This window comes from Plantactinospora sp. KLBMP9567 (genome assembly GCF_033446045.1).
Taxonomy (GTDB): domain Bacteria; phylum Actinomycetota; class Actinomycetes; order Mycobacteriales; family Micromonosporaceae; genus Plantactinospora.
Window position 1 is genome coordinate 215699 of the sequence record NZ_JAWQRR010000020.1, and the last position, 23266, is coordinate 238964.

23 protein-coding genes and 2 pseudogenes are annotated in these 23266 nt (G+C 65.9%); 9 read left to right on the forward strand and 16 right to left on the reverse strand.

Features of this window, described 5'->3' with window-relative positions; all coding sequences use genetic code 11:
* Nucleotides 1-83: 83 nt before the first annotated feature.
* The 9 genes from R6Y94_RS16025 to R6Y94_RS16065 form a co-directional block, all read right to left on the reverse strand.
* Complete coding sequence (locus R6Y94_RS16025; RefSeq protein ID WP_318396644.1) at nt 84-284, reverse strand: hypothetical protein; 201 nt, start codon at nt 282-284, stop codon at nt 84-86.
* A 197-nt stretch (nt 285-481) separates the two neighbouring features.
* Nucleotides 482-1465, reverse strand: coding sequence for a GNAT family N-acetyltransferase (locus R6Y94_RS16030; RefSeq protein WP_318396645.1), 984 nt, complete (start codon nt 1463-1465; stop codon nt 482-484).
* A 68-nt stretch (nt 1466-1533) separates the two neighbouring features.
* On the reverse strand, nt 1534-2397 hold the full coding sequence (locus R6Y94_RS16035; RefSeq protein WP_318396646.1) for a CU044_5270 family protein: 864 nt from the start codon (nt 2395-2397) through the stop codon (nt 1534-1536).
* Nucleotides 2398-2435: 38 nt separating this feature from the next.
* Nucleotides 2436-3425 carry a hypothetical protein gene (locus tag R6Y94_RS16040; RefSeq protein WP_318396647.1) on the reverse strand — a complete coding sequence of 330 codons (990 nt, stop codon included), beginning with the start codon at nt 3423-3425 and terminating at the stop codon, nt 2436-2438.
* 118 nt (nt 3426-3543) lie between these two features.
* Nucleotides 3544-3678 carry a hypothetical protein gene (locus R6Y94_RS16045; RefSeq protein WP_318396648.1) on the reverse strand — a complete coding sequence of 45 codons (135 nt, stop codon included), beginning with the start codon at nt 3676-3678 and terminating at the stop codon, nt 3544-3546.
* A 350-nt stretch (nt 3679-4028) separates the two neighbouring features.
* Nucleotides 4029-4664 (reverse strand): GNAT family N-acetyltransferase, encoded by a 636-nt coding sequence (locus R6Y94_RS16050; RefSeq protein ID WP_318396649.1) that lies wholly within the window; start codon nt 4662-4664, stop codon nt 4029-4031.
* Nucleotides 4661-5287, reverse strand: coding sequence for a GNAT family N-acetyltransferase (locus R6Y94_RS16055; protein ID WP_318396650.1), 627 nt, complete (start codon nt 5285-5287; stop codon nt 4661-4663). The genes R6Y94_RS16050 and R6Y94_RS16055 overlap by 4 nt, the downstream gene beginning before the upstream one ends.
* Nucleotides 5287-6819 carry an APC family permease gene (locus R6Y94_RS16060; RefSeq protein ID WP_318396651.1) on the reverse strand — a complete coding sequence of 511 codons (1533 nt, stop codon included), beginning with the start codon at nt 6817-6819 and terminating at the stop codon, nt 5287-5289. The genes R6Y94_RS16055 and R6Y94_RS16060 overlap by 1 nt, the downstream gene beginning before the upstream one ends.
* 40 nt (nt 6820-6859) lie before the next feature.
* Nucleotides 6860-7537 (reverse strand): GOLPH3/VPS74 family protein, encoded by a 678-nt coding sequence (locus R6Y94_RS16065; protein WP_318396652.1) that lies wholly within the window; start codon nt 7535-7537, stop codon nt 6860-6862.
* Nucleotides 7538-8205: 668 nt separating this feature from the next.
* Between R6Y94_RS16065 and R6Y94_RS16070 the strand changes: the two genes are divergently transcribed.
* Nucleotides 8206-9057, forward strand: coding sequence for a helix-turn-helix transcriptional regulator (locus R6Y94_RS16070; RefSeq protein ID WP_318396653.1), 852 nt, complete (start codon nt 8206-8208; stop codon nt 9055-9057).
* Nucleotides 9054-9257, forward strand: a complete 204-nt coding sequence (locus tag R6Y94_RS16075; RefSeq protein ID WP_318396654.1) for a DUF397 domain-containing protein — start codon at nt 9054-9056, stop codon at nt 9255-9257. Before R6Y94_RS16070 ends, R6Y94_RS16075 begins: the two co-directional genes overlap by 4 nt.
* A gap of 105 nt (nt 9258-9362) precedes the next feature.
* On the opposite strand, the gene R6Y94_RS16080 is transcribed toward R6Y94_RS16075, so the two are convergent.
* A complete protein-coding gene (locus tag R6Y94_RS16080; protein ID WP_318396655.1) occupies nt 9363-9563 on the reverse strand; it encodes a DUF397 domain-containing protein in 201 nt (66 codons plus the stop codon).
* 116 nt (nt 9564-9679) lie between these two features.
* Between R6Y94_RS16080 and R6Y94_RS16085 the strand changes: the two genes are divergently transcribed.
* Both R6Y94_RS16085 and R6Y94_RS16090 read left to right on the forward strand, forming a co-directional pair.
* Complete coding sequence (locus tag R6Y94_RS16085) at nt 9680-10210, forward strand: DUF6879 family protein (RefSeq protein WP_318396656.1); 531 nt, start codon at nt 9680-9682, stop codon at nt 10208-10210.
* The gene (locus R6Y94_RS16090; protein WP_318396657.1) at nt 10207-11058 is read left to right on the forward strand and encodes a helix-turn-helix transcriptional regulator; all 852 of its coding nucleotides are present in this window, start codon (nt 10207-10209) and stop codon (nt 11056-11058) included. Before R6Y94_RS16085 ends, R6Y94_RS16090 begins: the two co-directional genes overlap by 4 nt.
* Before the next feature lie 289 nt (nt 11059-11347).
* Here the strand turns inward: R6Y94_RS16090 and R6Y94_RS16095 are convergent, their stop codons facing one another.
* On the reverse strand, nt 11348-11518 hold the full coding sequence (locus tag R6Y94_RS16095) for a hypothetical protein (RefSeq protein ID WP_318396658.1): 171 nt from the start codon (nt 11516-11518) through the stop codon (nt 11348-11350).
* Nucleotides 11519-11589: 71 nt separating this feature from the next.
* On the opposite strand from R6Y94_RS16095, the gene R6Y94_RS16100 reads away from it, so the two are divergent.
* On the forward strand, nt 11590-13002 hold the full coding sequence (locus tag R6Y94_RS16100) for a DEAD/DEAH box helicase family protein (protein ID WP_318396659.1): 1413 nt from the start codon (nt 11590-11592) through the stop codon (nt 13000-13002).
* A gap of 3 nt (nt 13003-13005) precedes the next feature.
* Nucleotides 13006-13563: a hypothetical protein gene (locus R6Y94_RS16105; RefSeq protein ID WP_318396660.1), complete on the forward strand. Its 558-nt coding sequence runs from the start codon at nt 13006-13008 to the stop codon at nt 13561-13563.
* 80 nt (nt 13564-13643) lie between these two features.
* Here R6Y94_RS16105 and R6Y94_RS16110 read toward each other — a convergent pair whose 3' ends face one another.
* Entirely contained in the window at nt 13644-16640 is a 2997-nt protein-coding gene (locus R6Y94_RS16110; protein WP_318396661.1) for a hypothetical protein, read from the reverse strand.
* Nucleotides 16641-16762: 122 nt separating this feature from the next.
* Nucleotides 16763-17491, reverse strand: a complete 729-nt coding sequence (locus tag R6Y94_RS16115) for a hypothetical protein (protein ID WP_318396662.1) — start codon at nt 17489-17491, stop codon at nt 16763-16765.
* A gap of 795 nt (nt 17492-18286) precedes the next feature.
* Here R6Y94_RS16115 and R6Y94_RS16120 point away from each other — a divergent pair.
* A pseudogene (locus R6Y94_RS16120) lies at nt 18287-18745 on the forward strand (transposase); the annotation flags it as partial.
* A gap of 75 nt (nt 18746-18820) precedes the next feature.
* On the opposite strand, the gene R6Y94_RS16125 reads toward R6Y94_RS16120, so the two are convergent.
* The 3 genes from R6Y94_RS16125 to istA are packed head-to-tail and all read right to left on the reverse strand — an operon-like array spanning nt 18821 to nt 21511.
* Nucleotides 18821-19240 carry a hypothetical protein gene (locus tag R6Y94_RS16125; protein ID WP_318396663.1) on the reverse strand — a complete coding sequence of 140 codons (420 nt, stop codon included), beginning with the start codon at nt 19238-19240 and terminating at the stop codon, nt 18821-18823.
* 54 nt (nt 19241-19294) lie between these two features.
* On the reverse strand, nt 19295-20071 hold the full coding sequence (istB, locus tag R6Y94_RS16130) for an IS21-like element helper ATPase IstB (protein WP_318396664.1): 777 nt from the start codon (nt 20069-20071) through the stop codon (nt 19295-19297).
* Between the two features lie 3 nt (nt 20072-20074).
* Entirely contained in the window at nt 20075-21511 is a 1437-nt protein-coding gene (gene istA, locus R6Y94_RS16135) for an IS21 family transposase (RefSeq protein ID WP_318396665.1), read from the reverse strand.
* Nucleotides 21512-21625: 114 nt separating this feature from the next.
* Here istA and R6Y94_RS16140 point away from each other — a divergent pair.
* Nucleotides 21626-22438, forward strand: a pseudogene (locus tag R6Y94_RS16140) (IS256 family transposase); the annotation flags it as partial.
* Nucleotides 22435-22812 (forward strand): hypothetical protein, encoded by a 378-nt coding sequence (locus tag R6Y94_RS16145; protein WP_318396666.1) that lies wholly within the window; start codon nt 22435-22437, stop codon nt 22810-22812. The pseudogene R6Y94_RS16140 and the gene R6Y94_RS16145, both read left to right, overlap by 4 nt.
* The last annotated feature ends 454 nt before the right edge of the window (nt 22813-23266 follow it).

Sequence of the window (23266 nt, forward strand, 5' to 3'; positions counted from 1 at the left end):
GTCAGGGGGGATGCGCGTCCGGCGCCCTGGCTGTCAGGAACGTTGTGTGTCAGCCCGGCTCCGGGACCAAGCCGGGCGGGTGGTCAGGGCAGCCGCTCGGTCGTGGCGACCGTGCCCGAGTAGGTGCGGTGGCCCAGCGACAGGGACGCGTCCGCCACCGTGGCGAAGCTCGTCACCGCGTCCGAAGGCCCATCGGTTGCGCTCGTCGCGGCCGGGACGGTTCCGCGCCCGAACGGTGACGCCGTCTCGGTCACGCCCGCGTGGGCCGGGTAACCTGGTGCCATGTCATCCTCCTCCGGTTCTTGAAATCTGACGGGGCGGTCGCCCCGCCATATCCATTAACACGTCTTTGCGGCCTCGGCGCTAGGGATGCGATTCGCACAAATACACAGGATGATTGTTGTGCGATTGGATTTGCCGGGCGCGTTCCGACGAAAGACAGCGACTCCCCACGCAAGGCAAGCTGGCGCCTCACGGACAACTATTGACTGCGGGCACGCCGGACTCGTCGACGCCTGCCGTCGCTTGCCTCCCGCATTTTGTCAACCACAGGCCACAGGATCAGTAACTCACCCCCCGCCCCCAACACCTCGTCGCACCGTTGAGCAAGTTCCCGGGTTGGCCATCGCTGGGCGCGCTCCACCGCTCCGACGATTCCCGGGCTGTGGCGGATCAACCGCGCTAGAGCGTTCTGCGACAGCCCCTCGCGCAACCGAAGACCACGCAGACGAGCGCCGAAACGGTCGCGCGGCGATCGTTCCGGTGTCAATACCTTCATCGGTCGCGCCATCGTCATCTTTCCTGCCGAAACGGCCACAAAGGTACGGCCACTTGATTTGTTTTCTGCTCGGCAATCCTCACCACCCTCCACCGCCGGCACCGGTCGCCACATCAGGCAGACTCGGCTTCCGTTGGGGACCGTGACGGCACAGGTCGGGCTGTAGCCGAGTGCCCGGTAGAACTCACGGGCGGAGTTCGTCGCAGCATCCGCGTACGTCGGGACCTCGGCCCTGTCGAGCCTCGCCAGATGGTGCTGCACCAGCATCCGACCGATTCCCCGTCCTCTTAGCCCAGGAGTCACTGCGACGAACGCCAAGTGCTCGTAGCCGGCAGGCTCCCGGTACATATCTAGTTGCTTGCCCAGCACCACGAACCGGTGACTGCTGCTGCCGGCGACAGCGAGAAGCCTTGACTCGTAATCCGGCGGAGGAGGCAGGGGTCGATGACGGTCGAACCAGACAGCGACGGCGGTGCCATCACGTAAGACCTCGACCGTGCCATAGAACAAGGCGTGCTCGACGTGTATGCGGGCGACCTCTCCGAGGATCGTTCGTCGTTCCCTGCGGTTAGGAACGAGCCACGCCGCCTGATCAAGATCACACCACGCGTCGGCGATGATCCGGGCAACGGCGTCCACATCCGCCGCCTCAGCACGCACGAATCCTGGGGGATCGCTCACCGCCACCGTGCCTCCATACCTTTCACTCCGACCAGACACCCGCCAGATCGGTCCCGGTACATGCGTTAAGCCGATTACTTGCCAGGTAGCGATCGGCGCCCGTGCTCGAAGAGCTGATATTGAAAGAGTGCGGGTGGTTGAGTGTTCAAAGACTCCTGATGCGCAAGCAGTGCCCCTGTTGTGCGATCGAAGACGAGCGTGGTGGTCGATGGGCCGCCATTCAGGCTGACAGCGATACCGGCCCGACCGGCAACATCGGTGACCTCGCCCTCGTAACGCAAGGATGGAATCGGCGCCAGCACACGAAGAACCGCTGCCCGCTGGCGGTGGTCGAGGTAGTGCGTCCGATGGATGTTGGCAACTGCGGTGACCAGCGCCCCGGGTCCACTCTGCGGTGGCACGAGGGCATGGAGTTGGATGACCAGCGTGCCCGGGTCCGCAGATATTGGCTCGGCCAGCTCGGGTGCGAGACGTCCTGGACCGTACTGCTCTCGTTTTGCCCTGGCTCGCCGGAACACCGCCAGCTCTTCCTTGGCAGGCAGGCCGGTGAGGATGCTCCGGTCCGGCGGACGCCGCTCGATTATGACGCCCGACCCGTTCGGATGCCGCCACTGCTCAACCTCGAACCGGGCAAGCGCTTGGCCGTTCCGCGCCCATTGCCGGGTGTGCACATACGTATAGGGGCCGGCGTGCGAGTCATCGGACTTGGGATCGATTCGCGCGGCGAGTGCGAACAGCCGATCGCTTACGCTCGGGCGGACGGGTAGTGACGGCGCGACCGGAGGTGGCGTCGATGCTGCCCGGTGCAGGGCCGATGTTTCCCCTTCCGGTGGCTGCACGATCACAGTCGTTGAGGCAATGAGGGCGAGGGTAGTCCCGGCGGCTAGCGCGAGAACGCCGAGGCGCCCTGGAGGGCTCAACGTTGACCTGCTGCTCATGATCTCACGCCCTTCTCTGGGTGATGAGTCGACACCGCTTAAGGGTTTGGTCCTTGGAAGTGGCGCATCGATTCAGGACCGGCGCCTGTGGCCGTCAGCAGCGGCGAGGGCAGATCGATGTCGGCGGTGACGAGTCGGTGGTCCGACGGAACCACGCCGCCGGGATCGGGGACGTGGACCTTGTAGCTATCGGCAATCACGTAGGGCGCCATGACATCGTTGACCAACAGCCAGTCGATGAGGAGACCGCCACCAGCATCGACGCCAGCGTTGACCGTCGGCAGGATCGGTCGATTGGGGTTCCTCTGCCAAGCCATCTCGGCAATGGCGTAGAGGCCGCAACCATCTTGTCGAGTTTGGGTCTCCGTATTCCAGGTACCGAGGAGGTAGTCCATTGCGCGGGTGTCTGGCCCCCACTTGCCGTCGGGCCCGAGGATGCCTTTGTGGGATCGGTGACTGAAACCCGCAGCCATCCAGTCCCTCTGTGGCAGGTGGTCGCCCGACGCCGTGGCGTTCAAATCGCCACCTCCAATTACAGGAAGCGGCTGCCGGTCGCCGTATCGGCTCAGTCGTCTGGCTTCCTCCAAGCGGACATCGCCGGAGAGCGGTTCCCAGTGGTTAACGAAGGCCAGAAACTCTGTCCGCTCCTCAGCGATCCGACCGCTTTCACGTACTGCGAATCTCGCGACGTTGCGCTGATCCTCGTATGCCCCTGGATCGTCCTGATTCCACCAACGCCGAAGTACTAGAACGTCCGGGTTGTAAAAGATGGCAGGCGGGAGTGGGCCGCGGTGCATCGATCCCAGCTCGACCGAGTACGGCACTCCCAGCTCGTCCGACAGCGCTTCCGCTGCCGCGTACTTGGCCTCGCCCGCCTGGTCGCGATAGTTCTTCGCCTCACAGAAGAGAATCAGGCTCGGCGGCTCGTTGACATCGGCGAAGGCGGCCTGAAGCTTGGTGAAGTTGTATGTCCCATCGGCGGCGCGCCCGCCATTTTCATAGTTGAACAGCGCGACGGATATACGCATGGTGACCTCTCTACGGACCGGTGGGTGGGCAGGCTGGCTGCGCCGGGCGTCCGGGTGCGCAGTGCCCGGGGCGCCGGCGGCCGGGGCCGGTGGGAAACTCGCCGGCCCCGGCTTTTGGTTACAGCGCTATGAGCATCAGCGCGAGCAGCCGCCGCTTGAGCGTGCGCTTGGCCAGCCAGCGCTTCAGAGCACCACCTCGACGCGTCGCTGGCGCGTCGGGGTGGCCTTCAATCTGGTGGACTGCCACAGTCATGGATCTCACCTCCTCTCCCGGCTTCTGGCTCAGTTCGGTGGGCCGGGGCCTGACCTACGGACGCCGGGTATCCGCTGCCGGCGGCAGCGAAGTCTGTGATGGATCGGCTGGCCTGACGCCGGCCCGTCTCGTCGCCGGGGGACGCCGAGACGGGCCGGCTGCCTGGGCCGACTAGTGGAAGTCGCCCCAGGCGAAGGCACGGCCAGCGGCCGATGGCGTAACGCCACCGGCGCGAGCCGGCGCCGGCGGCACCGTCCAGGCCGGAGTGACCTCGGAGATCCACAAGCGGTAGTGCGTCATACACCAAAGCGGAAGAGCGTTCCCGTCGGCGAGTGCATTACCCCGAGTCATTAGCCCTCGCTGGGGAGCGGAAGTTGCGGATTCGATCGGATGGGTTCTTGGCAGTCGCGCCACATAGGGACGATTTGGCCTTCCTCTGCCGGTAGCGTGATGGGTTCTCGCTTGACATAGCCGTGGGCACTCAGCAGGCGCCGTCCGGCAGTGGTGATGACATGGCCGCAGGTGGGTTCCCCAAGACGCCTGGGGTGTTCGGAGCGGTAGCGCAGCAAAGCGTCGGCATGTCCCTGCCGCTGATGGCCGGGATGGGTGGCGAGGAAGACGAGTTGGGTGTGCGCTTGAGTGGGATGGTGATTGGCGAGCTGCTCGTCCAGGTGCTGGAATTGGTGGAGGTACTCGCCGCAGGCGGCGGTGAGTCGCCTCCGGTAGTCGACCGGGCCGGGTGTCTCGCGGTCGTGGGGAAGCCAGACAGCGACGGCGGTGCGGTTGTCGAGGAGGTGGATGTCTCCCCAGAGGAATGCGTGCTCGGTCCATATCCGAGCCCATGCGGCCAGCACCGGCCCGCGACGGCCCGGGTCCGGAACGGGCCAGGCGCCGAGCGGCTGCGGGGCGATGGCGGCGGCGATCAGCGCCGAGACATCGGGTATCTCGACGGCGGTGGCCCGACCGATGCGCAGGAGCTTGTTCACGGTGTGCCCCCGTCCGCTTTCGCCGCAGCCGTTTGCGGTCGGTGCATCGGCCAGATTTGTGGCCCGTTGTCCGGCAGCTGAACGGGTCCGTCATTCCGGTATCCGTGGCGCAGATACAGTGCGCGGTTGCGGTGGTTGCTCGCTTCCAGGTAGGCCGGTAGCCAGAGCGTGGCGAGTTGAGCGTGGTGGTGGTGCAGCAGGGCTGCACCGATCCCCTGTTGCTGTCGGTCGGGAGCGACGGCGAGGAAGGCCAGGTAGTGATGAGGCCAGGTTGGGTGATGCTCGGCGAACACGTCGGCCAGCAGGTCCAAGCGCCGCCACCAGCGACCGCATCCGGCGATGAGGCGCCAGTCGGCATTGGGATCCGGCATCGGATCGGTCATCGAGTACCAGATGGCGACGCCGGAGAGGTCGCCAGTGACGTGGACCATGCCGTGCTGGAGTGCGTGCTCCACCCAGATCCCGAAGTAGTCGCGGTAGATGGCAGGGCGGGCAGTGTCATCAGGCACGAGCCAGTCCGCGAGCGGGCCGTCATGGAAAGCCACGGCCAGCAGGCTGACGAGATGCTGCTGATCGCCGGCCCTTGCGTGGCGGATCACCGCCGGAGGTGCAACACGGGTCATCAGGATCGGTCCATTTCCTCGGCTCCGGCGGGGATCGAGCGGGCGAGCGGGGCGAGGGCCCTGGCGGTGACGCTGCGCGCGCCCAGGCCGATCCCCTCGTACACGGCGGGTCTAAGCACACGCAGGAGCAGCGCCCAGCCGATTCCGATCAGGGCAGCGACCGCATAAGCGACGGGGAAGATCCACCGCAGCGGCGAGGACGGCTCGACGCCAAGGAGCGTGGCGAAGTCGTCGATGGTCGCCCACAGCACGAGGCCCAGGAGGCCGGTCGCGAGGCCCGGAGCGACCAACCATCGCCACCGGGTCTCGCCCCGCCGCTGGAAGATGAAGAAGCCGACCACGGCGGCCGAGGTGCTGGCCATGAGGATCAGCACACCGAGGCCACCGGTCACGGTCACCCAGAAGAACAGGTGCTTGATCGGGTCGGCCTCGGCTACTACGTAGCCGACCAACACCGCCAGCGCAAGCACGGTCTGGGTGAGCGATCCTGCGGCGGGGGCCCCGCTACGACGGCTCGTCCGCCCCAGCCACGCCGGGACGACCCCTTCCCGGCCGAGGGCGAAGGTGTAACGGGCCACTGTGTGGTGAAAGCTGAGTACAGCAGCGAACAGACTGCTGATGAAGAGCACCTGTCCGACGGTGACGGCAAAGCGCCCCACGTGTGGTTGGACGAGGTTGAAGATGAGGTTTGTGCTGTCTTCGGTCGCTGCGGCGACAATGCGGTCGGGCCCGGTGGCGACCGACATGGCCCACGCGCTGAGTCCGTACAGCAGGCCGGTGATGGCAACCGCGATGTAGGTGGCACGCGCGACCGTGCGCTTCGGGTCCCGGGTCTCTTCGGCGAAGACTGTGGTGTTCTCGAAGCCCACGAACCCGGTGAGCGTCGTGACTAGGGCGGCGCCGATTCCGGGGGCGACCAGATGTGCTGGAGATAGCGTGGCTAGGCTCAGGCCCGTAGCGGGTGCGGGATGCGCGAGCATCACGACGTCGAACAGCACCGCGATGAAGATCTCGGCGCTGAGCACCACCGCCAGGACTCGACCGTTGAGGTCGACCCGCATCACGCCTAGGACAGCCACGGCCGCCCAGGCGGCGAGCGCGTAGGCCCACCAGGCGACATCAACGCCGAGTCGCGGATTGACAAAGTCGGCGGTCACGGCACCGAAGCCGCCGTAGAGCCCGATCTGCATGGCGTTGTACGCCAGCAGTGCCACCATCGCGCCACCGACGCCAGCGGGTCGGCCGAGCCCATTGGCGATGTAGGTGTAGAAGGCCCCGGCATTGACAACGCGCCGGGACATGGCGACGTAGCCGACAGCGAACAGCGCAAGGATCGTCGCCGTCGCGAAGTACGCGACAGGGATACCGGGAACACCGGTGATCGCATAGCCGGTCGTAGCGCCGCCAGCGACCACGGTCAGTGGCGCGGCAGCGCTGATCACGAAGAACACCACCGCCGGCACGCCGAGGCGGTTGGCGGCGAGGGTGGCGGCGATGTTGCTGGCGGGTGTTGGTGGGCTGTTCAAGAGCAACTCCGGGAATCGAGGGGTATGCGGACGGAGGGAGTGGCGCTCAGGTGCGGTGGGCCAGAACCGCATCGCCGATCGTGGCCTCGGTATGCACGAGCAGCTCTCGCATTGGTTTCCACGTGTGAGTGACGACTTCCCGCAGGTAGGCCACGCTCGCCGAACTGGCGCCCGCGAGCAGCCACCTGTCCAGGCCCGTCGCCAGGGCCAGCCCTGCCAGGCATGTCATCTCGTACGAGAGCTGCTGGCCGTCTCGCAGCCGCATCGACAACGACAACCACGGCCAGGCTGCCTGGTTCATGTCGGTGGGAAGGTATGTGGTAGTCGGCGGTCCGAACAGCCTTCGTGAGGTCTCCGCCCGCAGGTGCCCGTGACGAATCAGGCGGCTGGCCACCTGTGTCCGAGCCGCTTGCGACAGGAACAGCAACCAGGTCCGCACCGTCTGTCGATGCGACTCCGCCAGCAGACTATCGAGCACGGTGTGAGACAGCGCGTCGACCGGTGGCGTCCTGTTGACCACCACGAGGTGACCGTCGTGAACCTCGATATGGCGAGTCGACAGCAACTCACCCAAAAGCGCGGCTGCCAACCCGATCTCGACGGCGCGGTGGTGCAGACGAGGCCGCCCGTCAACGTCGTGATGCGCCAGTCGAAAGTAGTCATCAGCGAGCACGACCAATGTGCCCTTCAACGGGATGGAAACGATGGACAGGTCTCCTGACATCGGCGGGCGGTCGCATCAGGCCCGCCAGACGAGCGACAACTCGCTTGGTACCGCGCCGATCCGAACGGCCATCAGCGCTCCCGCGAACAGCACTCCCCAACCGGGTTCGGGCACGCCCTCGACGGGTACGGCACCTCGCGACACCAAGGCGTCGTACGTACGTCGCTCGACAGCCGCAGCGTCGACCGGGCTCATCCGGCAACCACACGGTGAGCGGTAGCAACGACCGTTAAGAGATCGCAGCGGACACAGAGGAAGGTCGCAGCCGCTGCAGACCAGCAAGCCCCACAGCGGGTAGAGCTGGTCCGCAGAATCCGGACCGTCCAGCATCGCGGCGAGGAGCCTCGTCGCGTGGAACCGGGATCGGCAACCAGGACGATGACAAGCGCAACCGGTCGCCGTCGGCTCGTGCGTCCTGAAGACGTCAACCACCAGGTTGGCCATGTGCGAACCGTTCTTCATGACGAGAGCGCCCATGGCGCAACACCCCTTCCGGCCTGCTCTTTCTCGATCGCTGGCGTATGTCGCTCGTCGTGCGAACCCACGCTCGCCCGCATGTATGCGAGGTCGACTAGGGCTAGTCGGCTAGGCGTACCTAGTCTTACAGCTCCGACTAGATCGAGACAAGTTGCCTTGGGCAGTCTGTTTGGACATGGCATGCTGTCCCGATGCCGAACTGGCCCACTCTCCGACGCAGGCGGCTCGCTCGTGAGTTGAGCGTCCTGCGCGAGTCCATCCACATGACCATCGAGGAAGCTGCAGCTAACGCCGGAATCTCACCGTCACACCTGTCTCGGGTTGAGCGCGCGCTCGTCGGCGTCAGGGTGCCTGTCGTACGGGCGTTGCTGATGACGTACGGCGCCGACGCTCCAACGGTGGCCAACCTCGTGGAGGTCGCCCAGACGGCCACACAGCGTGGCTGGTGGCACCGATACGCAGGCAGCATCCCTGACGACTACGCGACGTACATCGGGTTCGAGTCGGACGCGTCGCGGATATGGAACTTCGAGTTGATCTCGATTCCAGGGCTGATGCAGACCGAGGGGTATACCCGTGCGATCCTGCAGGGTGGCGTGGCTCGCCTCACGGAGGAGGAGATCGAACGGCGGGTCGAGGTTCGGATGCGTCGGCAGTCTCTTCTGCATCGGGACGATCCACCAGCCCTGTGGGTCGTTCTCGATGAGGCCGCTATTCGTCGGCAGGTCGGCGGCCCACAGACCATGGCAGAGCAGATGCAGCGTCTTGCCACGATCGCAAACCTGCCGCATGTGGACGTTCAAGTGATTCCGTTCGGGACGGGCGCCCATCCCGGGACCCCTGGCTCGTTCGTCGTCCTCGGGTTCGCCGATCCCGCAGATCGGGATGTCGTCTACATCGAGACCATGGCCGGTGATCTCTATCCTGAAGGAGACGCGGACGTCCAGGCGGCAGTTCAAGCGTTCGACCGCCTGCGGGCGATGGCGCTGAGCCCGAACGACTCGGCGTCGCTGATTCAGGACGCAGTGAAGGAGCTTGCATGATCGACTTTAGCTACGCTACCTGGCGGAAGAGCACGAAGACCCAACAGAGCGGTCAATGCGTCGAGGTAGCGAGGGTAGGCGAGGTAGTCGGCGTACGGGACTCCAAAGACCCTGATGGTCCAGTGCTGGTGTTCAGGAAGGGAGACTTCGCTTCGTTCCTGAACGGCGCGGCGAAGGGCGAGTTCGGCGATCTCCTCTAGCGCTGGGGATGCGCGCTTGGGTTGATTGGTCCGCTCGGCGCAGTGACGCCTGGCTCGGGCGGCAGCCACCGAGCCAGGCGCACACCTGCTCGCCCTCGAGGCTGATCACAGATACACAGACTCGCCTCGACCGGGTCCCTGGAGGAACGCCCGCCACTGCGAACGCGTGAACCGGAGCACCCCACCGTCGGGGTTCTTCGAGTCGCGCACCCCGACGCCATCAGGCAATGACGCCACCTCCACGCAGTCACCGTTGAGGCTCGCCGAGCTCTTGCGCCAGACCGGGCGCCCGGACCCATCTGTCATGTCGACTCCCTTCGTTGCGTAGGATCGAGACTGCCACAAGGCGACTCGTTCGACTAGTCGTCATGCTCGACTAGACTTGATCGACAGGTGGCGGCAGAACGGACAATCCGATGCAGATGGATGAGCTGATCGACCTGTTGCGCAACACGCGGCAGTCGGTGTTCCGGCTCGAAACATTGAGTTCCTACACCGCGGCCGGCGAGGCGGAGCTGCTCCGTGCCTTCGAGGCAGGGCTGCCGCTCCCACCCCGCGGCCCTGACACTGATCCGTGGCTACGGATGGTCGCGGACAGCGTGCGAGACGGCACGTCCTGGAGCCGGGTTCACGTCCTGGACCGTCCGCTGTCGGACTACCTCCGGTTCGAGCTACTGGGCTATCAGGGCAACGTTGCCGCTGGCGAGGATGTCCGCATCGCGGAGCGCGCCACGCACCCCGAGGCATTGAACGCGATGACGCGCGATTTCTGGCTACTGGACGAGGCTCTTGCGGTGATCATCGAGTACGACCACGACGGCCGACGGTTGACCATGGAACCAACCAAGAAGGTGAGCAGCTTCGTCGGGCAGCGCGATATCGCGACGCGCTACTCCGTCCCGTTACTGGACTACTTGCCGTTAGTCCAGCACGAGATACGTAGATCCTGGTGAGCGCCGCGACCGACGACCGGGCCCGGCTTGCCGCCCAGTTGCGCGAGCTGCGCGAGGACGCAGGCCTTTCGACCACACGGCTCGCCGGGTTGCTCGGTTGGTCGCAGTCGAAGGTCTCCAAGATCGAGAACCGCCGAACAAAGCCCTCTGTCGCCGACGTCCGAGCATGGGTGGCCGCCACAGACGCACCAACCGAGATCGCGTCCGAGCTGGTGAACATCGCAGAGTCCATCCAGGTAGCCGCGATCATCTGGGACAGCACGCTGGCTGGTGGACGCGCAGAACATCAGCGGACCATCGCCCGGCTCCTTGCCGACGCAACGCAGATGCGGGTCTTCCAGAACTCTGCCGTGCCAGGCCTGCTCCAAACCGCCGAGTACGCGCGGAGTGTCCTCGCCCTCGCCGACGTCTTCGAAATCGGCGACACGGCGAGAGCAGCCGCGGCGCGAATCGAACGGCAGGCGGCACTCTACGAAACTGGAAGACGCTACGAATTCCTCATCTCTGAGGCCGCACTGCGGTTCTCCCCAGTAACGTCCGACTCACTTGCCGCGCAGTACGACAAAATCCTGTCCGTCTCGACGCTCTCCAGCGTGAACGTCGCAATCCTCCGAACCGGCGCCCGACCCTCGGCGGTCCACGCACACCCGTTCGTCGTCTACACCATGCCCGACGACACCACCTTCGCGACCATCGAGACCTACACCCGCGAACTGACACTTACTGACCCCGAAGAAATCACCGTCTATCAGCGGGTCTACGACAACCTCCTCGCTGACGCCGTGACCGGCGACCAAGCTCGTAGCTTCTTGACCGACCTACGGTCGGAGGCCGTGGGCTCAATGTGATGTCTCGGCACACCGCCGCTCGCCCCGGGCGCCGACAGCGCTGCGACAACGGACGTAGTAGCCGTCTCCGCGCCTCGCGCCACTTCGTACAACTGCATCACCGACCACGTGGACCGCTGTCGGACCCGTAGCGCCGCGACCAGCGCGGCCAGTTCTCGACCGCCGCGCTCGATACCGACGACGAGCTGGGGCCGGTGAGGTTCCTCCGCCTCAACGATGAGTTCAGCCGCCGTGTCGAACACCGGCCGGGACATGCGCCAGGTCCGCTGTCCCTCGAACCTGCGCGCTACTACCATCCCCACTCCTTCAAGACGCTTTCCGTCACCGACCACTCAGCCACCGGGTCGGTGATCCACCGGATACGGACGCCGAGTACGGCGAGCAGGACCAGGTACAGCGGTTCGACGGCGACGAGGACCTCCTCATGATCATCATCATGACCCGCCGCCTCGCCCGCCACCAAGCTACCTGAAACCCTTATTTACCAGGCTCTAAGCGAGTGCCTGCTGTCGTAGTGGGAAGATTGGTAGCGTGAACGACCTTGTCGGCGTTGGCCTCCGACCGCATCAAGTGGCCGCCGTAAACGCCATCGAGCAGGCCGTCGCAGCTGGAAGGAAGACGATGCGGGTCGTCATGGCTACCGGCTCGGGCAAATCAGCGGTGATGGGACACGCCCTTGCGGCGCTGTTGGCGTCTGGTCATGCCCGCCAGCCGCTGTACCTCACTCCTCACCGCGCCATCGCCGAGCAGATGGTGGCGCGGCTGCGCAGCCTCGACCTCGGAGAAGAGGGCCTGCTGGGCGACACGCACCAAGTGCACCTGCTTCGGCCAGGATCCGAGGCGGAGATCCGAGGCGGCACCGTAACGGTAGCCACTTCCTCCCAGTTTCGCAGGATGCACCGAACACGGCGTCTTCCCGAGTTCGACGTAGTTGTCCTCGACGAACTGGACAGCGACCTCGACTGGCCCACGACCACGGTGGCGGCTGCAATCGGGAGAGATGCGACGGTCATCGCCTTCAGCTCCCACCTCCCTCGCGGGGACTCGATCGGTCAGCCCGTCTTCACCTACGACATCGGCGCGGCGCTCGCCGACGGGGTACTGGTCGACACGTTCAGGCAAGGACGCACCGATCAGAGTGGCAGGTGGCCGTCATTCAATCCCCGGGACCCCAGCCACAGTCAACGCCGCGTCTTCCTCGGAGGTGCCGAACAGGATCGCAACACGGTCCAGATGCTTGCAGTGGATTTACGTCGAGCCGGGATACGGGTTGCCGAGGCGTCTGAGGGCATACCCTCAGACGCTGCTCCGGGAGACGTCTTCGTCTCCGTTCTGTCACCCAGCAGCCTTCAGACACCACTGGTCGATGACGAGGTCGGCCGTTCGTTGGAGCGGCGCGGGGTCGATGTGGTACCGGTCGTCACGGAGTATTCCGCTGTGCCCGCGCAGCTGGCCGCCCGCCTCCCTGTCGATATCACCAATGGGACCGAGGGCCTGCTGCGCCGGCTGCAGGCGGGCGCGATGCTGGACCTGGAGACGCTCGACCCAATGCGGTTCGAGCGTCTAGTCTCTGTCTTGCTTGATCGGTTGGGCTTTAGGTCCAGCCCATCAATCGCTGCCAGCGTCGGCGATAGCGGGGTCGACATAATTGCGACCTTCCAAGACCCTGACGGGTTCGGCATCGCTACGCAGTATCTGATCCAGGCGCGAGTCGGCCGATCGTCCTTCCGAGATGTCGACAAGCTTGTGCAACTGGTGGCCGATGCAGGGCAGCCGTGGCGTGGGATGGTCGTCACCAACGGGCAACTCACGAGCGTTTCCGGGAGGCGCTTGGCAAGGGCGCGAGTCGGCGGTGTAGTGGTTGACGTCGTCGACGGTCCTCGGCTGCGCTCCTTACTGCTGCGTCACCCCGACCTGATCGTCGACCACTTCGTCGGCAGGTAGACGATGACCAGCGACGATACGCTCAGCCGATCGCGTCTGCTTCGCGACCGCCTCGACGCCTGCCCGCCCGGCCAGAACGGGTGGCGAGAGTTCGAGGACGCCGCGCTCGAAACTCTTTGCCATCTGCTCGTGCCACCGCTGACGAGACCGCTCATCCAACCTCGGTCGTTATCTGGGATCGACCGCCGCGACGCGGTATTTCCGAATCGCATAGGCGATACAAGCCAGGCGTGGGGGCTCCTCCGTATGGACCACGACGCCCGCTACGTCCTCGTGGAGTTCAAGAACTACGAGCGCGATGAGATTGGTAAGGAGGAAATTGACCAGACTAGGAACTACATGAACAAGTCGCTGGGTCGACTCGCGATCGTGGTATGCAACAAGTCGCCGCACGAGTCGGCGCGACGACGGCGCAACATCGTGTACTCCGAGGAGAACAAGGTCATCCTCTTCCTCACCACCGTCCATCTACACGAGATGTTGGATATGAAGGATCGCGGCGACGACCCAACAGACCTGATCCTCGACTCGATCGACGAATTCCTTCTGCAACACGAGTGAGGCGCACCTGGCCTCGACGGGACACCGCTGTAGTGGACGATTGAAGGTTCCGATCGCGGAAAATCTATGGCACGGTGGCGTCAGTGGTGGACCATCGCGTAGCGTGCCGTGGCAGCGCGTAACAGCGCCAGGCGGGTCATCTGCCACAGCGCGCACCAGGCCCGGGTCTCCTCCGCTGTCCCCTCGCGAAGTTCCTGAGGCGGGACTGTTGTCATGACCGCGGCTGCTGTCTGGTGGTCGCCGCTAGCCAGGTGCCGCACCACCCTAAGCAGACGGAGTCGGGCACGCCAACCTGGGGCGGGATCGGCCAATGTGTTGGCGAGGACCGGCCAGTCCAACATCGTTTCCAGCAAGGCGATGGCTTGCGGGGTGCGTGCGATCAGCGCCGGGGCTGCGCAGAGGTGACCAACGTTGTGCACGAGTTGGACAATGATCGATAGGTAGAATCCGGTCGATCCGAACAGTTGCCGGAACTCGTCCCATGCGTGCTGGGCCGGCGTCCACTTGTGCTGGCGCACGAGTGCCTCGACGAGAATCCGCCGGGCGGTCAGCTCAGCGACACCAGTAAGCAGTTCGGTATCGAGCGCATGACGGCATAGCCGCTCGGCATCGCCAGGTTGGTCACTGCTCGACAGTTGGTTGGCTTGGGTGACGGCGTGCATCACCTCCGAGTACGGGGTGGGGCCGAGCCGGTCTTCGAGCCGGTTAAACTCCCCTTCGATGCGCGTGAGGTCGGGGCAGTTAGCAGCTTTGGCTTCCGGACGTTCCAGTAGCGCTGCCACCGTCGCAGCGAGTCGAACAGCCGCGTCGGGATAGTCGGCGCTGATGTCGAGCGCGTACTGGTACACGTAGTCCAGGTAGGCGACGGCCTGCGAGACGCTGATGGACATCGGCCCTGGTGTGTCGAGCATGATGTCGATGAGGACCAGCTTGGCCTGGACTGCGAGCAGCTCGTTGGGTTCGGCCAGTTGGGCGACCAGGTCGAGTTCGGCGCGGAGGAACTCCTCCGCGCGGCTGGGCTCGCCTCTGGCTCGGAAGGCGCCCGCCAGGTTCCCATACAGCAGCGGAACGCGTTCGCCGCCCACTTCGAGACGACGAAGATGGCTAGCCAGCGCCTCCGCGTGGTTGACGATGGCGGCTGCCCGTGGCATGAGGTTGAGCTCGATGGCGGCCATCAACCACCGCTCGACGTGGTTGGCGAGCCGGTTCAGTGCGGCGGGAGTCGACTCGTCGTGCTCGACGTCGAATCGGATGAGTTCCTGCACGATCGAGTTTGTGGTGATGGTGCGGTTGGCGTCGGCGAAACGCTCGCCACCGGTGGCCAGCAGGTCCTCATCGAAGCTGACGAGCGAGAACCGGCGCAGCTCCCGTACGACCTCACCGAGGTTGATCTCGGTCGGGTCCAGCAGGAACGGGCCAAGTGGCGCCTCCGGCGGAGGATCGGAGACGACCGCCGCGGCCAAGAGATGAACCGGCAGCTGCCGTGCGGCGAGGAACGCCGCGTAGGTGATCATCCCGAGGGCGAAGTAGGGACGGTCGTCGCTGCCGCTGTCACGGACTATGCGGCGCTGCAGTTGCTCCAGACACATCGACAGAGCCGCCGCCAGCGTGCGCGGGTAGTCCGGGGGCAGCGCGTCGACGTCGGCGAGCGACCGGACCTTGAGCTGGTCGATGTAGCCGTCAACGTCGTCGAGCCGGACGCCGCACGTGTCGAGGTAGCCACTGGCCAGTTCGAGCGCCAGCGGCCAGCAGCCTAGTGCATCCGTCAGTCGACGGAGCTCACTAGCGTATCGAAGCTGATCAGCGTAGCTGACTCGAAGACGCCGCTGGAGAAGCTGCACCGCCTCGGACGGGGCCATCGCAGTCACCTCGACGCGGGTCGCGGCGCCGTGGCGGGCGGTGCTGTCGATCGACGTGGTGATGACGTCGCCGCGACCCGCGCGGGGAATCCATGGATCGGTCCGGCGCTGGTCGCCGACGTTGTCGAAAATCATGGCCCAGCGGCCAGGGATCCGGCCGAGTTCGGTGTGTACATCGTGGCGGACCTGGTTGGCCGGAGCGTGGTAAGCCTCGACAGCGTGGTCGGGCCGCAGGAGCGCCGCGATGTGCTGGAACGACGTCAGCAGGGAGGCGTCTGTCTCCCCGTCGATCCAGAAAATCCAGTCGTAGGAATCGGCACGGTCTGCGACGTATGCAGCGGCCAGACTTGACTTGCCGATGCCGGAGAGGCCCACCAACGCCACGCGTCGCACGCCATTGCCCGTTGGGCCATCGAACGCCGCCACGATCTGGTCGAGCAGGGCCGGGCGGGCAATGTCGGGAATCGAGGGCATTGAACCGACAGACACCCCCCAGTCCCGCACACCGCCGACACGGACGAGATCATCAGAATCGATGAGGAGATGGACGCGTAACTCCTCCACGCTGTAAGCCGCATCGCCGCCGTCAGCGGCCCGGCGCAGGATCTCCGCCACGAGGTAACCGGTCAGCAGCCCGGCCGACTGTTGGCCTAGGCCGGCCCGCGTCCGGTTGCGATAGGTCCGCAGCTTTTCCCGCAGTGAATCCCGGATTTCGAGTTCGTCACGGCTGTCGAACTGCACGCGGCAGCGCGCCAGTCGGCTGACCTGGGCAGGTTGCAACGCGCGGAGTTGGGCCACGCGTGCCGGCGCGTTCGTCAGGATTCCGACGAGGGCGTCCCGCAGCTGTTCCGGCGATCCGTCTGCCAGGAGCTTGGCGGCGACTTGCGCGGCGCCGGGGGTCGGCGTTCCGTTAGTCAAGACCTGGTAGCGGGCCGCGTCGGCACCGGCGATGAGCTGAAGCAGGACGCCGACGGTCTCTGCGGCGCCGACGGTTCCGCCAGGGGCCTTGCTCTTGACTTGTACGGCCAACCGGCAGGTGCCGTCCACGTCAAGTACGTCGAAGTCCACGGCATCGACGGCGCCGTCCTGGCTCGACGGGCCTTCGACTCGCACCGATGCGACCGCCGGATCGTCGACGAGCGTCAGCATCATCTCCAAGGTGCGCAGGTACTGGTACTGAAATCCGCGTGCGGCCACACGCCCACCGTCGACCGCCACGTCTACCTCCTCTCCTTCTGTTCATCGCATCTTGATCCGCCAAGGCCGAGACCACATCTGCCCACGGCAGCACGGGTGCCCGTCGGATCGTGGCTCCGCGTCTTCGACGGTGCAGGGCCCTATCAGTCGGATGCCGATGGGTCGCACTTCTCAGGGGACCCATCCTCGGCGCGGGTGGGTAGCGACTGTCGACCCGAGAGCAAGTCGCCCAGCCTCGGATACCACTCGTCGAGCTGGCTGAGGTCGCGGACCACCGCGACAGCGGCCAGAAGGTCCACCGCAGCGTGCGCCATCGCCAGCCCACCCTGCTCGATCGCGGCCGAATGACGGTCTAGCAGGGGATCAAACAACGGTGCCCAATCGGGGAAGAACGTCCAATGCAGCGCGAACGGTGGACGTGGGGCCATTATCTGTCGCTGGCGATCCAGCAACTGCCGCCGCCCGCCGACGACTGGTAGTACCACAGGGTGATCGAAGGCCTCTTCAGGGGTTGAGGCTCCTCGCAGCATCCGATCCTGGCAGGGCGCAAGGTCGATACACCGGTTCAGCGAGTCGCACCACACCACAACGTGCCCGTCGGTGCTCCCGTCCGCGCGGACCACGGGCGCCTCTTTCCAGACTCCGACATCCCTAAACCTCGTCTTCCCGTGATCCGAGTAGCAGACGACGGTGCAAGCGGGTATAAGCTCCGTGTCGAACCCCAAGAGGCTCAGGCCTCGTGCCAGTTGGCCAGCCGCCAGAACCCCTGGGTAGGCAGACCGGCCCCCGATCGCCTGGTGCGCGGCCGCCACGATGGCCTGCACCGGCGTCGCCTCCACTGGCACCACAAGCAGCGTCCCGGCGATGAACACCTCGTAGCCGGGTAGCAGTAGATCATCGGCAAACGCCGATGCCCCTCCACGGAGGTTGTAGGCCCTGGCGCGGGGACAGGCTTCCGGAGCGGTTCTCGGCGGCGCCGTTTGGTGCTACGCCGTTGACCGCCCATCGAGCCTCCCCACGATCGCAGTGGTCCACCAGCGGTTACCGTAGCGGCACGGTACGACAATGAGCCTTTTCATCCCGAGTAGCGGTCGGTCTTGTTTTCTTCAAGGACGAAAAGGTCCTTACGAGCGCAGTGGCACGGCCGTGGGCAGCAGCGCTGCTTGATCAGGATCTCCCAGGTCTTTGAAGGTGTCTACGGCGCGTTCGCCAAACACCGGGTGCGGGCCGGGGATCCCCATCAGAAAATGAGCCGAGCCCATTGGATCTATTGGCGCCTACCACATCCAACCCGGCGCGGCTACAGGGACCCCAGCGGACCCGGCTCAAAGACCGAAATGCTGGCCACGACCCTCAGCCGGCCGAAACTGGATGCAGGCCGCCGCAACGCGGACGGCGACACTTCGTCCACGCCTTGATCCGGGCTGCCAGTGCCGCGGTCCTCGCGTCCCCAACGCCTTGCTACGCCAGCGTTGCCTGTTCGCGGGTCTGCCTCGCTACGGGCCGACGCGTCGCTTCCGCCTAGCGTCGTTGCGCAGCTGCCGCTCGCTCCCGAGCAATGCTCAAGACCTGTGGATCGGCCGGGAAGGGGCGTACCTTCCCGGTGATCGATTGGTATAGGTCTCGAGCAAGGCCGACGTTGGCGCGTCGGCCGGGAAGGCACGCCCGTGCTGACTGTAGTCGCCGAGGACGGGCAGCGACGCGATGGCGTCTCGCTGCTGGACGAGGTCGTTCGTGAGGGGGCGCGGCGGATGCTGGCCGCCGCGTTGGAGGCCGAGGTCGACGCCTATCTGGCCGAGCTGGCGTCCGAGCGTGACGAGCGGGGCCGGCGTCTGGTGGTGCGTAATGGTCACGCCCAACCGCGGCAGGTGATCACGTCGGCGCGGACGATCGAGGTGGTCGCGCCCCGGGTCAACGACAAGCGGACCGACCCGGTCACCGGGCAACGTCGGCGGTTCCGTTCGGCGATTCCGCCGCCGTGGTGCCGCAAGAGCCCGAAGGTTGCCGAGGTGCTGCCGCTGCTGTACCTGCACGGCCTGTCGTCCGGGGACTTCGTGCCCGCGTTGGAGCAGTTTCTCGGCTCGGCAGCCGGGCTGTCCGCAGCGGCGATCACCCGACTGTCGGCGTACGGGTTGATGTGCACAGCCAGGTACGAATGAACATGCACAGGGCTGGTCCTGTTGGGTAGGCAGCTCTGATGGTCAGGCAGGGCTGGAGGGAAGTGTCTTGAGGAGGTGCCGCGCGCCTTGGCGTGCGGCTTCGTTGGGGTCGTCGCGCAGGGCTGCAATTGTGGTTTGGAGCCGCTGCTGATCTTCCGGGTTGTAGCGGGCGTGGCGATAGAGGGCGCTCGACCATGCGCTGTTGAGGTGCTCTCCGGTCTCGGGCTGGGCCAGATGCCAGGCGGCGGCGAATAGCCGAAGCCCGGCGGTGTCCTGACGGGCGAGTAGCGTCTCGGCGGTGGCGTCGGTGACAGCGGTGTCCGTGGAGTCGAGCAACAGCTTCAGGAGGACGTTGTCGGTGCGTGGTTCGCCAGCGAACCGGCTCAGGAGTTGTCCAGCACGGACACGCTCGGCGTACCTGTCAGACATGGCGAGGTGCAGAAGCTGCTCGTGGGTGTCCACGACGAGATCATCCGCCCGTGCGGGGTGTCGCGCTACCCTCAGCGCGATCTGACGTTAGGCGACGTTGGTCGTTGCGGCGCCTTCGACAGCGGTAAGGCGGTTCTTCAGCCGGTAGCTGGGGCCGTTGATGGCGATGACGTCGCAGTGGTGCAGGAGCCGGTCGAGGATGGCGGTAGCGAGGACTTCGTCGCCGAAGACCTGGCCCCATTCGCCGAAGCTCTTGTTCGATGTTAGAAGGGTCGAACCCTTTTCGTATCTTTTCGAGATGACCTGGAAGACAAGGTTGGCCTCGGCGCGTTCGAGGGGCTGGTAGCCAACCTCGTCGATGATCAGGACGTTGGGGCGTAGGTAGGTGTGTAGCTTGCCGAGCAGGCGTCCGATGTCGTCAGCGGCTTTGAGTTGGCGGACCATGTCGTCGAGGGTGGTGAAGTAGACCGTGAATCCGGCTCGGCAGGCCGCGACCGCGAGGGCGACGGCGATGTGGGTCTTGCCGACGCCGGGTGGACCGAGCAGTGCAACGTTGGCTTTGGCCTGCACGAACGCGAGGCTGGCCAGGTCGCGGACCTTGCGTGGATCCAGGTCGGGCTGGAACGCGAAGTCGTACTCGTCGAGGGTCTTGTGGTGCGGCAGCTTCGACAGGCGCAGCCCGCTGCGGAAGCGTCGCTCGTCGCGCACGGCAAGTTCTTCTTCGAGGATCAAGTCGAGGAAGTCGAGGTAGCCCATCATTTCGCTGTCTGCGCGGGCGGTGAACTGTTCCAGGCAGCCGGCCAGATGAGGCAGGCCGAGCTTGGTGGCGGTGGCACGGATACGGGTGCTGACCAGTTCGCTCACGAATCAGGCATCCTTCGAGGCGGAGCGTGCGGTGAAGGGGGCGGTACCGGTGAGTTGGTCATAGACCGACAGCGGACGGCGGTCCACGGTGACTTGGGCGGCGGCGGCCCGGTTCAGCAGCGCCTGCAACGGGCCGCCAGCCGTGGCGGGCGGCCGAGGCCGGGCCGGTGGGGCCGGTGGGTCGCCGGTGGTGACCGCGCGAGTGTGTCCGTCGGGCAGGCCGTCCCAATGGGCGGGGTCAACGATGCGGGCACCGCGGCCCACCGCCCGGGGATGGGAGGCCAGCAACGTCTCGCCGCCCGGGCCCGGCATGGTCGTATGCAGCGTGACGGTGCCTGCGGTGGCGCGGATCTCGACCAATTGCCGGTGCCGGACACGGCGGGCTGGCACTGAGTACAGGTTGCCAGCGAAGGCGACCAGACAGTCCTTGCCGACATGGCGCAGATGCCGCTCGGCGACCCGGTACGGCCGGGGCGGGATCGGGCGCAGGGCAGCGTGATCCCGCGCGGCACGAACGCCGATCACCTCACCATGCGTGCGGTGGGTACGCGCCCGCCGCAGCGGCACCCACGCGGCGAACGCCGCATCGAGTTCCTCGATCGAGGCGAAGCCCCGCCCAGCCAGCACGTGGTCGCGCACGATGGTGACCTGCCGTTCGACGCGGCCCTTGCCAGTCGGACGGTAGGCGGCCAGCACGTCGACGTCGAAGTCGTAGTGCCCGGCGAATGCCACCGCTTCCGGGTGCAGTGGCACGGCAACCCCCGGCGCGACGTGCCGGCGCACGACTGTTTTGGTCCGGTCGTAGACGATCGACTTGGGGACCCCGCCGAAGTGGGCGAACGCCCGCCGGTGACACCTCCAGAACGTCGCCAGGTCCTGGCTGGTCGTGAAGCAGCAGAACGGGTCCCGCGAGTACGACAAAACCATGTGGAACGAGTAGACCTTCGGGATCCCGACGTGCGCAAGGATGCCGCCCTCGTCGCCCCAGTCCACCTGCGCCTGTGCGCCGGGTACCACCTCAAACCGACGGTGCAGCCCCGCCAACTCGTCCGGACCGATCCCCATCTCCGCGGCGATCCGCGGCCGGGCTTCCTGCAGGTAGAGCTTCACCCGCTGGTAGTGGCCGGTGAACCCGTACTGCGCGACCAGCCGCTCGTGGATCACCGTCCCTTTCAACAACAACTCTGCCCGCAGCCACGCATCGATCACATGCCCGAACGGTCCCAACACCGGCGTGCGGTGACCCGCCGGCACCACCCGGCGCGGCACGGACATCGGTGCCTCCTGGGACAGGTACTTCTTCACCGTCCGACGGTTCAGCCCGGTCTGCCGCGCGATCTCCGCAACGCTAACGCCAGCGTCGAGCAGTGCCCGCAACGGCCGCAGCTCCAACCACCGTTCAGCGTCCAGAACCACCGCCGCGCTACCATCCTCGCCCATCGGATATAACGGGCGAAGTCTGACTCATTGGACCGACGCAGCCACTCCGACACGCCGTCACGCTGTGCACGTTCATTCGTACCTCACCGTGCACGTTCGTCCGTACGCCGACACCGACTGACCCGGCAGTGGACCGACGACTACCACACCTGGCGCAAGCGGGATCTCTCGCAGGTCGACTACGTGTACGTGTGGGCCGACGGCATCCACGTCAACGTCCGCCTCGACGAGGACAAACTCTGCCTGCTGGTCATCGTCGGGGTCCGCGCCGACGGCACCAAGGAACTGGTCGCCTTGGCCGACGGCTACCGCGAGTCGACCGGCTCCTGGGCCGATGTGCTGCGTGACTGCGCCCGCCGGGGCATGCGCGCCCCGGTTTTGGCCGTCGGGGACGGCGCGCTGGGGTTCTGGGCCGCGCTGCGCGAGGTGTTCCCCGACACCCGCGAGCAGCGCGACTGGGTGCACAAGACCGCCAACGTGCTCGCGGCGCTACCGAAGTCCGCGCATCCGGGCGCCAAGGCTGCGCTGGCCGAGATCTGGGGAGCCGAAGACAAGACCCACGCCCAGCTCGCCGCGAGGCGGTTCGCTGATCTGTACGGCGCCAAGTTCGGCAAGGCCGTCGCCAAGGTCACCGACGACCTCGACGAGCTGCTGACATTCTACGAGTACCCGGCCGAGCACTGGGTGCACCTACGCACCTCCAACCCGATCGAGTCCACCTTCGCCACCGTCCGGCACCGCACCCGTGTCACCAAAGGGCCGGGCAGCCGGGCCGCCGGCCTCGCGATGGCGTTCAAACTCATCGAGGCAGCCCAGGATCGGTGGCGAGCCGTCAACGCACCCCACCTCGTCGCGCTGGTCCGCACCGGAGCCACGTTCATCGGCGGTCGCCTCGTCGAGCGCCCCACCGAGCAGGTCGCAGCATGACCACGGGCGAGAGCCGACCGCAGTGGCCCACCGACAAGCTGACCGCGCTGCGCCTCGGCCGGCGTCTGGTGACCGAGGTAACCGCCTCCCGACCAGGCCGGCGAGCGTTCGTCGACATCCGACCCCTCACGACCGCCGCCGACGCCGACGCCCGACGGCACGGCTGGAACCGATCCGACCGTGAACGCACCTTCAAGCTGGAGCACTGGGACTACGACGCCGACCAGATCGCCGGCTTCGACCACGACATCAACGCGAGCCTCGTGCACGCCACCACCGTCATCGGCGAGGCCCAACTCGTCGCGGCCCTCGAAGCATGGAACCTGCGGCCCGAGCAGTTCCTCCACCCATGGCAGACCGACGACCCGAAGTAGCACCCAACCCCACTGCGAACTCACCGATCCACAGGTCATGACGATTCCTCCTCGCTCCCAGTCCGACCCCTGTCCCCGGCCTCGCTGCGCCATCGCCACGGCTCCCGTCCCATCACAGAAACCAGCCACATCGATCACTATATGTACATTAAGGATGCGTTGACGAGGCCGACAAAGCGGTCAACTCGGCCGGTGCCTCCGTGGCTCGAAGCAGGGATCAGCGAGCGTGTCCGCGCCCCATCTGCCCCAAGGCATCTCCGCCCACCGGCTCGGCGGCCAGATCAGCCTTCAGAAGATCCACACAGGTTGTACCCGTATGACGCCAGCAACTTCCCACCAGGGCGAACGGCTCATCAGCCCGCTCGTACCCACCGCAACCCGCACCGTCGCCTCGGCCCGTAGGACCTGCGCACGAGCTCGTTAGTGCACGGGTCTTCCCCTTTGGGACTGTTGG